The 10,846-nt window shown below is 77.8% G+C and carries 7 protein-coding genes and 1 riboswitch; of the genes, 3 read left to right on the forward strand and 4 right to left on the reverse strand.

Annotated features, from left to right (window positions below; genetic code table 11):
- The first annotated feature begins 516 nt into the window (after nucleotides 1–516).
- Nucleotides 517–5,373 carry a DNA repair ATPase gene (locus HOY81_RS11865; protein WP_237320258.1) on the forward strand — a complete coding sequence of 1,619 codons (4,857 nt, stop codon included), beginning with the start codon at nucleotides 517–519 and terminating at the stop codon, nucleotides 5,371–5,373.
- A gap of 259 nt (nucleotides 5,374–5,632) precedes the next feature.
- On the opposite strand, the gene HOY81_RS11870 is transcribed toward HOY81_RS11865, so the two are convergent.
- From HOY81_RS11870 to HOY81_RS11880, 3 genes are all read right to left on the reverse strand, one after another.
- Nucleotides 5,633–6,241: a hypothetical protein gene (locus HOY81_RS11870; protein ID WP_237320259.1), complete on the reverse strand. Its 609-nt coding sequence runs from the start codon at nucleotides 6,239–6,241 to the stop codon at nucleotides 5,633–5,635.
- A 268-nt stretch (nucleotides 6,242–6,509) separates the two neighbouring features.
- The gene (locus tag HOY81_RS11875; protein WP_237320269.1) at nucleotides 6,510–7,160 is read right to left on the reverse strand and encodes a transglycosylase family protein; all 651 of its coding nucleotides are present in this window, start codon (nucleotides 7,158–7,160) and stop codon (nucleotides 6,510–6,512) included.
- Nucleotides 7,161–7,163: 3 nt separating this feature from the next.
- Nucleotides 7,164–7,339, reverse strand: a riboswitch (cyclic di-AMP (ydaO/yuaA leader).
- A gap of 350 nt (nucleotides 7,340–7,689) precedes the next feature.
- Nucleotides 7,690–8,496 carry a DeoR/GlpR family DNA-binding transcription regulator gene (locus HOY81_RS11880; RefSeq protein WP_237320260.1) on the reverse strand — a complete coding sequence of 269 codons (807 nt, stop codon included), beginning with the start codon at nucleotides 8,494–8,496 and terminating at the stop codon, nucleotides 7,690–7,692.
- A 177-nt stretch (nucleotides 8,497–8,673) separates the two neighbouring features.
- Here HOY81_RS11880 and HOY81_RS11885 point away from each other — a divergent pair, with 177 nt between their 5' ends.
- Both HOY81_RS11885 and HOY81_RS11890 read left to right on the forward strand, forming a co-directional pair.
- Complete coding sequence (locus HOY81_RS11885) at nucleotides 8,674–9,576, forward strand: SIS domain-containing protein (protein WP_237320261.1); 903 nt, start codon at nucleotides 8,674–8,676, stop codon at nucleotides 9,574–9,576.
- 44 nt (nucleotides 9,577–9,620) lie between these two features.
- On the forward strand, nucleotides 9,621–10,466 hold the full coding sequence (locus tag HOY81_RS11890) for a class II fructose-bisphosphate aldolase (protein WP_237320262.1): 846 nt from the start codon (nucleotides 9,621–9,623) through the stop codon (nucleotides 10,464–10,466).
- A 12-nt stretch (nucleotides 10,467–10,478) separates the two neighbouring features.
- Here the strand turns inward: HOY81_RS11890 and HOY81_RS11895 are convergent, their stop codons facing one another.
- Nucleotides 10,479–10,709: a hypothetical protein gene (locus HOY81_RS11895; RefSeq protein WP_237320263.1), complete on the reverse strand. Its 231-nt coding sequence runs from the start codon at nucleotides 10,707–10,709 to the stop codon at nucleotides 10,479–10,481.
- Nucleotides 10,710–10,846: the final 137 nt, after the last annotated feature.

Here is a 10,846-nt window from a genome sequence, read left to right on the forward strand (position 1 = left end):
GGTCGCCGGACCGGTGGCCCCCGCCGGGGGGGGGCGGGGAGCCGGTGGGGGCCGGTCTCCCCGGAACGGGGCACGGGGGCGTGGGGTGCCGGTGGGGGACCGGCACCCCACCCCGTTGCCGCGACGGTGCTCCGCCCCGGCGGCGGGACTCCTGTCGCGGGGGTCGCGGGTCTCACCCGGTGACGTCGGCACCCGGCGGAGCCGGCGCGACGCTGCCAGGCCCCGATTCTTTCGAGCGGGCCCCGGCCGCATGCGCAGCCGGCAGACACCCGGCCGGGTCCCGTGGAGGGGAATCCGGCCTGGCGGTTCGGGTCCGGCCGCGACCGGCGGGCGCCGCCGCCGGGTTCTGCCGGTGGGGGCCGCACCGGCGCGGCGGGGGAGCGGCCGGCGACCGGCGCGGGACCGGGTTCCCCGGAGGGGAGGCCCGTGGACGGCCGGGGAGCCGGGGCGCTGAACGGGCCCCGGGAGAGACGAGGCCCGTGGTGGCGGGCGGAGGAGAGGGAGGAGACGGAACGCATGGTGACGGACGGATACGAGGTGCTCCGCACCCGCCTGACCGGCGCGGCGCGGGAACTCGCGCGCCGCGCCGAGGCCCTGAACACCCGCCGCACCGAGACCTTCGGCGGCACCCGCCTGGAGCTCTCCGGCACCCACCGCCTGCGCACGCCCCGGGAGTGCCGCCCCTGCGACCTGGCCCAGGTGGGCGGCCTGCTGCTGGCGGGCCACACCGGCGCTCCCGAGGTGCGGGACGTCTCCGACGTCCTCACCCTGCACCGCCGCACCGCGGAGGGCGGCCTGGAGCCCGCGGCCCCGGACGCCGTCCCGGGCCTGCTCGACGACCCCCGCTTCCGGCAGGACTTCGCCGAGCTGCACCGCTACTACCGCGAGGCCCGCCTGCTGCGGCTGCGCCGCACCGGCGCGCTGCTGCTGGCCGTCTTCGGCACCGGCACCGGCGCCTCCGGCGGCGACCTCCGGGTGCTGCGCTGGCGGCTCGCTCCGGACCCGGACGGCGCCCCGGAGTACCTGGACGCGCGGGGCGAGCGCGACCATCTGCCGCCGCCCGCCCACGACGTCGAGTGGACCCTCGCCGGCCGGGAGGCCCAGGTGCCGGGCCGGCACCCGCATCTGGCCGTCGCGGAGGGCGTCTTCGTCTCCACGGAGGGCGGCGCGCTCACCGTGAAGGACGCGGACGACACCGGCACCCCCGAGGGCGTCTGGTCGGAACCCGTCGACGAGCCGCTCCAGTCGCTGGCCGACGCCGAGGTGGCGTACGCCGTCGTCGGGGCCCTGGTGCTGCTCCGGGTGCTGCCGTACAAGGAGCGGCACCACCGTCATCTGGTGGTGAACCGGCGCACCGGCGAGGTGGTGCGGCTGGACGCGATCGGGCGGGGCTGCCGCCGGCTGCCGGGCGACCAGGGCGTCGTCTTCCCCGGCGGCTGCTATCTGGCGGCCGCGCCCGCGGGCGCCGCCGCCCGTACCTTCGAGGGCGCCGCCGACGCCGGCGAGCTGCTCTTCGACGCCGTGCTGCGTTCCCCGAACGGCGAGGACGTGCTGCACGCCTTCCGCGCCCCCGCCACCGGCCGCACGCTGCTCCAGCCCTACAACCTGGTACGGCAGGAGGCGGCGCCGCCGGTCGCCGGTCAGGGCTGGGCCCTCTTCGAGGACGGGGCGCTCGCCGTGCTCCGCGCGGCGCCGGACGAGGAGCCGGGCCGGCTGCACCCGGTGCAGCTCTGGCGGACCCCGTTCACCGGCGAGGCGCACGCCGCCGGGCAGCCGCCCGCAGACGGGCCGCTGGGCCGCATCGGCAACGCCGAGCTGGTGGCCTGCGTCTCGGACTGCCTGGCGGCCGCCCGGATGGCGGGTGAACTCGCCCCGGGCACTCAGGTGTTCGAGGACGTCGCCGCCGCCTGCGCCCGTACCGCCGACCGCTACCCGTGGCTGGACGGCGACGGGCTCGGCGCGCTGCACGAGCCGCTGGCCGCACTCCGCGCGGCGGCCGAGGAGATCGTCGCGGAGTTCGCGCGCGAGGAGGAGCTGCGAGCCCACGCCGCCGCCCGGGTGGACGCCGCCGGGCAGGAGGTGGCGGGCCTGGTGCGGCGGGCCCGCGGCGAGACCCCGGACGGAGCGGACGGCTGGGTCCGGCTGCTGACCGGGCTGCGGCAGGCCCAGGGCCGGGTCGAGGCGCTGCGCGAGATACGGCACGCCGACCCCGGGCGGCTGACCGCGCTCGGCGAGGAGCTGACCGAGGCGCTGGCCGCCACCGGGCGCCGCGCCGTCGCCCGGCTCTCCCGCCCCGGTGCCTTCGACGCCACCCGCGAGGCCGTCGACGCGCTGGCCGCCCGCGCGGCCGCGGTGGCGACCGCCGCGGACGCCGAGCCGCTCACCGGGCGGATCGACGAGCACGCCGCCGGGCTGCGCACCGTCACCGAGGTGCTGGGCGGTCTGGAGACCGCGGACACCACCGTGCGGACGGAGCTGCTGGCCCGCGTCGGCGAGGTCACCGGCGCCGTCAACCGGGCGCGCGCCGCGCTGGACGCGCGGCGCCGGGAGCTGCTGGAGAGCGAGGGGCGCGCCGAGTTCGAGGCCGGACTGGCACTGCTCGGGCAGTCCGTCGGCGGGGCGCTCGCCGGGTGCGGCACACCGGAGGAGTGCGACGATCAGCTCGCCCGGCTGCTGGTCCAGGTGGAGGACCTGACCTCCCGGTTCGGCGCGGTCGCCGAGCGGGCGGAGCTGCTCGCCGAGCGCCGCACCGAGATCGAGGAGACCTTCGCCGCGCGCAAGCAGGCCCGGCTGGACGAGCGTGCCCGCCACGCCGAGCGGCTCGCCGCCTCGGCGGACCGGGTGCTGGCCACCGTGGCCCGCCGCTCCGCGGCCCTCGGCACCCCGGAGGAGGTGCACGCCTTCTTCGCCGCGGACCCCCTGGCGAGCCGGGTCCGTGCCACCGCGGAGGAGCTGCGGGAGCTGGGCGACCCGGTGCGCGCCGGCGAGCTGGAGGGGCGGCTGCGGGCCGTCCGGCAGGAGGCGGCGCGTGCCCAGCGGGACCGCGCCGACCTCTACGAGACGCCCGGTGTCGTACGGCTGGGCCGGCACCGTTTCGCCGTGCACACCGAGGCCGTGGCGCTGGCCCTGGTGCCCGGCGCGGACGGCCCGCAGCTCGCCGTGACCGGTACGGACTACCGGGCGCCGGTGCCGCCGGGCGCGCTGGAGGGCGTCGCGGACTTCCTCGACGCGCCGCTGGTCTCGGAGTCGCCGCGGACGTACCGCGCCGAGTACCTGGCCGCGAAGGTGCTGCCCGAGGCCCTCGCCGCCGGGCTCGCCCCGCCCCCGGAGACGGCCGCCGGGCCGGACGGCACCGGCGGCACCGAGGAGGACGGCGCGTCCGGTCCGCTGCTCGCCCTGGTGCGCCGGACCGCGGAGGCCGCACCCGACGAGGGCTACGACCGCGGCGTGCACGACCGGGACGCCGCCCGCATCCTGGGCGCCCTGCTCCGGCTGCACGCGGACGCGGACCTGCTGCGCTTCACCCCTCAGGTGCGCGCCGCGGCCCAGCTCTTCTGGGCGTACGGCACCGACGCCCCGTCCCGGGCCGCCTGGTCGGTGCGGGCCCGTTCGCTGGCGCGTGCCCGCGCCGCCTTCGGCGACGTCGCGGCCGTGGACGAGCTGGCCGCCGAACTCGCCGCCGCCGTCGCCGGTTTCCCGCCCGCGAGCACGGGCGGCGCGGCTGCGGGCGGCCCCGGCGACGCGGACGCTCCCCAGGCGCCCGCCCGGGCCGCCGGCGCCTACCTCTTCGAGGAGCTGGCCCGCGCCGACGGTCCCCGCTTCGTGACCGGCGCGGGCGCCCGCGCCCTGCTGGCCGGCTTCCACGAGGCGCTGGGCGGCCCGGGCTCGACGGAACTCAAGGAGTACGCCGAGGAGATGCGCGCCCTGCGGCAGGACCTGCCCGGACGGCGGCAGCTCGTCTCCGCCTGGCTCGGCGCGTACGCCGCGGCGCACGGCGCCGGCCGTACGGAACTCGCGGAGGCCGTGGCGATCGAGCTGTGCGGCGACGCGGTGGAGCGCCGGGAGTCGGCGGCGCCGCTGGAGGCGCGGGTGACCGGGCTGCTCGGCACCCACCCGCGGGTGCGGGAGGGGACCCTGGAGTTGCGGCTGGACGCGTTCCTGGCGCGGACCGAGGAGTTCCGGACCGTACGGGTGCCCGCGCACCGGCGGTACACGCGGCGGCGCACCGCGCTGCTCACCGCCGAGCGGGAGCGGCTGGGGCTGGACCGCTTCACGCCCCGGCCGCTGCCCGGATTCGTCCGCAACCGCCTCATCGACGAGGTCTATCTGCCGCTGATCGGCGACAACCTGGCCAAGCAGCTCGGCACGGCGGGGGAGGAGCGCCGCACCGACAGCCAGGGCCTGCTGCTTCTGCTCTCGCCCCCCGGCTACGGCAAGACGACGCTGCTGGAGTACGTGGCGGCGCGGCTGGGCCTGCTCTTCGTCGTCGTGAACGGGCCCGCGCTGGGACACCGCACCACCTCCCTGGACCCGGAGGCGGCGCCGGACGCCGCGGCGCGCCGGGAGGTGGAGAAGATCAACCTCGCCCTGGAGCTGGGCAGCAACGTGCTGCTGCATCTCGACGACATCCAGCACACCGCGCCTGAGCTGCTGCAGAAGTTCATCCCGCTCTGCGACGCGCAGCGCCGGCTGGACGGCGCCGCCGGCAGCCACGACCTGCGGGGCAAGCGGTTCGCGGTGTCCATGGCGGGCAACCCCTTCACGGAGTCCGGGGCCCGTTTCCGGGTGCCGGACATGCTCGCCAACCGCGCCGACGTGTGGAACCTGGGCGAGGTGCTCGCCGGCCGGGAGGAACTCTTCGCGCACAGCCATGTGGAGAACGCGCTGACCGCCCACCCGGTGCTGGCCCCGCTCGCCTCCCGTGACCCCGCGGACACCGCGCTGCTCGTACGGCTGGCCGCCGGCGACCCCGCGGCCCGTGCGGACCGGCTCGTCCACCCGTACGAGCCGGTCGAGCTGGACCGCACGCTCGCGGTGTTGCGGAAGCTGCTGCGGGTGCGCGACACCGTGCTGCGGGTCAACGCCGCCTACATCGCCTCCGCGACGTGCGAGGAGGAGGCCCGGACGGAGCCGCCGTTCCTGTTGCAGGGCTCCTACCGGAACACCGGCAAGCTGGCCGAACGCCTGGACCCGGCGATGAACGACGCCGAGGTGGAGGCCCTCGTCGACGACCACTACCGGGCGGAGGCGCAGACGCTGGCCGCCGGCGCCGAGGCCGCACTGCTCAAGCTGGCCGCGCTGCGGGGCCGGATGACGGAGGAGCAGCGGGCCCGCTGGGCGGAGCTGACGGCGGCGTACCGGCGGGGCCGCTGAGCTCACGCGCCCGTGCCGCCCGTGCCGCCCGGGTCACCGGCTCGGCCGTGCCGGCCGCCCGCGCCTCCGCCGCGGGCACCCGGAAGCGGCTGCGCTGCCGCGGGGCCGGCCGCTGCCACCGGGGAGGCGCGCCGGTGCGGCACCCGGGGCCTGAAGTCCGTCCGGGGCAGGGGGTGCTGACCTCCCGCTGAGTCCTGGGCGGCCGGGCCGCCCGGCACGGCCGTCCACCGCCCGGCCCGGGCCCGGCCGGTGGAGGCGACTACCGTGCCGGGTGCTGTACGCCGAACAGCGAACCGGCGGCCGCCGACACCTGGGCGGCGCAGCGCACCGCGGTGGCCGCCGGGACCTCCAGCCTGCGCAGGCCGCCCGCGAACGCGTCCTCCACCAGCGCCAGCCGCCAGCCGAGTTCGCTCACCCGCTCGGTGCGGCCGCGGTCCGCGAGCAGGGTCAGCAGTTCCTGGCCGCGGAACTTGAGCTCTCCCAGGGCCTCCCACTCGCCCGGCACGGCGGGCGGCTCCAGCTCGGGCGCCGCCGCCGCGGGCGCCCCCACCGCGTGCGGCACCCGCACCGGCAGCCGGGCGTACCAGCCGACCAGCGAGCCGCTGAGATCCGCGCGCAGTCCGTCCAGGACCAGGTGCAGGACCACCGCGCCCATGGCGGTGCCCGCCGGCTCCGGCGGGGGCGCCTCCGTGGCCTCGGGCGTTCCGGCGCCGGACCCGCCGTCGCCGTAGTACTGGCGCAGCACGACCGGCACGGACTCCTGCGCGGACGCGGGCGTGGGGGCCGCCGGGGCCAGTACCCCGCGGACCGGGGTGATCGCCCGGGCCGCCTCGTCGGCCGCCGCCTGGCACGCGTGGTCCGTGGGCACGGTCCGTCACCTGTCCCTTCCCCCGGAGGGCGTCGGAGCTTGCCGGCCCGCTCGCATCGCGCTCCGGCCGCGCGCCGCGGCCGGCGGGCGACGGCGGTCGCCGGAGGACGTACCGTACCGCCCCGCCGCGGGTTTGCGGAGGTGCGTGCGACAGGTTCCGTGCGCCCCGCCGCCGTGCGTGCGCCCCCCGGGGCGGCCCGGCCCCGTACGCCGGACTCCCCGGGCCGGCGGGCGGCCCGGGGAGTCCGGAACGGGAGGTGACGTGGGGTCAGCGCAGGGCGAGCCGCTGCCCCGGGAGGATCAGGTCCGGGTCACCGCCGATGACGGCCTCGTTGGCCGCGTAGAGCCGCTGCCAGGTGGTGCCGTGCGCCTCGGCGACGGCGCCCAGGGTGTCACCGGACTTCACCGTGTAGTCGCCCTTGGCGGAGCCGCCCTCACCGGACCCGCCCCGGCCCGGCTGCGGCTGCCGGGACTCGGAGCGTGTGGCCCGCTCCTGCTGCCGGTCGCCGGCGCCGGAGGAGTCGACGTCCGCCTCCGGGCCGCCCGCCGTCAGGCCGCCCTCCGCGGCGCAGGCCCAGGCGCCCGGGCCCTGCATGTCGAGCAGCCGCTCGGCGGTGGCGATCTGCTGCGCCTTGGTGGCGAGGTCGGCCCGTGCGGCGTACTGCGTGCCGCCGGCCGCCTCCCAGCTCGACTGCGAGAACTGCAGCCCGCCGTAGTAGCCGTTGCCGGTGTTGATGTGCCAGTCGCCGCTGGACTCGCACTGGGCGACCCGCTCCCAGGTGTCCACGGAGGCCGCCTGCGCCCCGGTCGCGGTCAGCACCGGCACCGTGACGACCGCCCCGGCGACGCCGGCCAGCGCCGCGGCACGGAGGGCGGATCGCCCGGAGCGGACCTGGCGGTTCTTGCCGTTGAAGAGCATGACGTTCTTCCTCACCGACGCCTGCGGGGTGAGCTGTCGGGCTCGGGCCGGGTGAGGTGCCCGCCCGTCCGTCCCGGTGAGTCCCTGCCCCGGGCCGTACGGATTCGCCCCGAGCCGCCCCCCGAAGGGGTGCGGCAACTACCTGGGTCCCCCGCTCCTGCCTGCGGCGCATACGCGACGAACTCCCCCTGGACCGACGGCAGGACTCGGCGTGACGGTCCGGGGGCCCGTCCGGTGACGAGCGGTGCGACCGTAAGCACATCACCCCGCACGCCCCAAAATCCGGCATCGGCGATCAATGTGCCGCGTGCGGGGCACGGGAACCGGAATCCCCGCAGGTCGCCCGGGGCGTACCGCGTCCCGCGCGGTCGGGCGCGCGGGCGCCGGGCCGAGAGAAGCCTCACACCGCGGCCGCCCTCCGGCCGCACCACCGGCGAACCCGCCCACGGAGTGGGCCGGTTGGGACGTGCCGCACCCTGCGTCACACCCGTCACAGCGGCCTCGCGCCGCCGCTCCGGCGGCCCACGGCTCACACCGTGTGCACGGTGATGCCGGCCTCGCCGAGCCGGTCCCGGATGCCGCCCGGCAGCGAGGCGTCGGTGACCAGCGCGTCGACCTCCTCCAGGGGGCAGATGCGGGCGAAGGCCCGCCGTCCGGCCTTCGAGGCGTCCGCGGCGACGATCACCCGCCGGGCGCGCCCGGCGAGCACCCGGCTGACGGCCGCCTCGTCCTCGTGATGGGCCATCACCCCGCGCTCCGGGTCGATGCCGTCGATGCCGAGCACGGCCACGTCCAGCACCACCTCGTCCAGCACCCCGCCGGTCAGCGGCCCGACCAGCTCGTACGTCCGGGCGCGCGCCACGCCACCGGTGACCACCGTCTTGAGCCGCGGGCGCACCGCCAGTTCGGCGGCGATGTTGACGGCGTTGGTGACCACCGTCAGCGCGGGTGCCGCGTCCGCTTCCGGCGCGGCGTTCCCCGGCTCCGGCCCGGAGTGACGCACCGCCAGGGCACGCGCCACCTCCGTGGTGGTGGTGCCGCCGTTGAGCCCCACGACCTCGCCGCGCGCCACCAGCTCCGCCACCGCCCGGGCGATCCGCTGCTTCTCGGGGGCGTGACGCGCCGCCTTGTGGCTCAGCGGCAGCTCGTAGGAGACCCCGTGCGCCACCGCGCCCCCGCGGGTGCGGACGAGCAGCCTGCGGCCGGCCAGCTCGTCCAGGTCCCGGCGGACGGTGGCCGCGGAGACCCCGAGCCGGGCGGCGGCCTCCTCCACCTCGACCCGGCCCCGTGCGGCCAGCATCTCCAGCACGGCGCTCCAGCGTTGCTCCTTGGACACCCTCACCTCTCCTTCCCGGCCGGTCCCCGGCGTGGCGCCGGGCCGCGGCCATGGTGCTCGCCCTGCGCACATTGTGCTCGAAGATGATTGCTTCTAGGCTCTGATGTGCACGATCGAGCAGAAGAGTGCGACGTGACGAGCAACCCACGGACGAGCAGGGGACGAGAGGGGAACGCCGTGCCCGGTCCTCCGAGCAGCCGGACCGCCGAGGAGATCGCCTCCCAGCCGGAGTGCTGGCGGCGGGCCGCCGCGCTCGCCCCCGAGCGGGCGGCGGCGCTGCCCCACCCCGGCGAGCGGACCGCCGTCGTCGGCTGCGGCACCTCCTGGTTCGTCGCCCAGGCCTACGCCGTGCTGCGTGAGGCCGCCGGGCACGGGGAGACGCATGCCTTCGCCGCCTCGGAGTTCCCCACCGGCCGCCGCTACGACCGGGTGCTGGCGCTCACCCGCTCCGGCACCACCACCGAGGTGCTCGCCCTGCTGGAGCGGCTGCGCGGCACCGGCCCCGCCCTCTCCGCGGTCACCGCAGATCCGGACGCGCCCGTGACCGGCGCCGTGCGGGAGTCCGTGGTGCTCGGCTTCGCCGACGAGCGGTCGGTGGTGCAGACCCGCTTCGCGACGACCACACTCGCGCTGCTGCGGGCCCACCTCGGGGAGGACCTCGCGCCCGCCGTGCGGGACGCGGAGCGCCTGCCGGACGCGCCGCCCGCGCCCGCCCTGGCGGAGGCCGGGCAGTTCACCTTCCTCGGCACCGGCTGGACGGTGGGGCTGGCCCACGAGGCGGCGCTGAAGATGCGCGAGGCCGCCGGCGCCTGGACCGAGTCCTACCCGGCCATGGAGTACCGGCACGGCCCGGTCAGCATCACCGGACCCGGCCGGGTGGTGTGGGTGTTCGGCCCGCTGCCGGACGGCCTGGACCGGGACGTGGCCGCGGCCGGCGGCACGCTGGTCGCCGACGGCGCCGCGCTCGACCCGATGGCCGACCTCGTCCGGGTCCAGCGGCTCGCCGTCACCCTGGCCGCGGCCCGCGGCCTCGACCCGGACCGGCCGCGGAACCTGACCCGCTCCGTGGTGCTGCGCTGACGGGCCGCCCGGCCCGCCCGACGGCACGGAAAGGACCCGTACCCATGCCCGTGGCCGCGAGCGGCGACCTCATCACCCGGGCGCGCGACGCCCGGCGCGGGATCGCCGCCTTCAACATCGTCACCCTGGAGCAGGCCGAGGCGGTGGCCACCGCGGCGGAGGGGGCCGGTCTGCCGGTGATCCTCCAGATCAGCCAGAACGCCGTGCGGTTCCACCACGACCGCCCCGCCGGGCTGGTGGCGGCCGCGACGGCCGTGGCGGAGGCCGCCGCGGTGCCGGTGGCGCTCCATCTGGACCACGTGGAGAGCACCGGGCTGCTGCGCTCCGCCGCCGGTACGGCGGTGTCCTCCGTGATGTTCGACGCCTCCCGGCTGCCCTACCGGGAGAACGTCCGGGAGACGGCCCGGGCGGCCGAGTGGGCGCATGCGCACGGGCTGTGGCTGGAGGCGGAGCTCGGCGAGATCGGTGGCAAGGACGGCGCCCACGCGCCTGGGGCGCGCACCGACCCGGCGGAGGCGGCCCGGTTCGTCGGCGGTACCGGTGTCGACGCCCTGGCCGTCGCGGTGGGCAGTTCGCACGCGATGACCGAGCGCACCGCCCGGCTCGACCACCGGCTGATCGGCGCGTTGCGCCGCGCCCTGCCGGTGCCGCTGGTCCTGCACGGCTCCTCGGGCGTGCCGGACGGGGAGCTGCGGGCGGCCGTGGAGGCCGGGATGGTGAAGGTCAACATCGGTACGGCGCTGGGCATCGCCTTCACCGGCGCGGTACGGGACCGGCTCGCCGCGGACCCGGCCGTGGTGGACCCCCGGCGCTATCTCGCGGAGGCGCGCGCCGCCGTCGCACGGACCGCGGAGCATCTGCTGCGGGTGGTGGCCGGCGCGGCGGGGTGAGGCGGGACCGCCTCAGCCGGGGTGCTCGGGGACGGCCGAGTCGTCGTCCGGTCTCCTGTCGTCCCGGGCCCCCTCCGGGGCGGGAGCCTCGCCCGGCGGGGGGTTCCCCGCGGCCGGGTCCGGGTCGTCCGCGGGCTCCTCGTCGCGCGCGGACGGCCGGCCCTCGGGCCACGGCAGTACGTCCGGGACTTCGACCAGGGGTGGCAGATCGGGCGTGAGCCGGTGGGTGTTGTCCTGTCGCATGGCTGCCGGGTACCCCGCCGACCTGCGTCAATCCCTCACGCTCCGCCGCAGCTTGACCCGTCCGGCGACTTCCACCCGTTCGGCCGTCTCGCGCAGGACGTCCCGGGTGTACTCGAACTCCTCGGTGAGCCGTACCG

The organism is Streptomyces sp. JJ36, from assembly GCF_021696945.1.
GTDB lineage: Bacteria > Actinomycetota > Actinomycetes > Streptomycetales > Streptomycetaceae > Streptomyces.

Excerpts from the sequence above, each read along its gene's own strand:
- HOY81_RS11890 (WP_237320262.1), top strand. The coding sequence starts at position 9,621 with ATGCCCGTGGCCGCGAGCGGCGACCTCATCACCCGGGCGCGCGACGCC.
- HOY81_RS11875 (WP_237320269.1), bottom strand. The coding sequence starts at position 7,160 with ATGCTCTTCAACGGCAAGAACCGCCAGGTCCGCTCCGGGCGATCCGCC.
- HOY81_RS11895 (WP_237320263.1), bottom strand. The coding sequence starts at position 10,709 with ATGCGACAGGACAACACCCACCGGCTCACGCCCGATCTGCCACCCCTG.
- HOY81_RS11865 (WP_237320258.1), top strand. The coding sequence starts at position 517 with ATGGTGACGGACGGATACGAGGTGCTCCGCACCCGCCTGACCGGCGCG.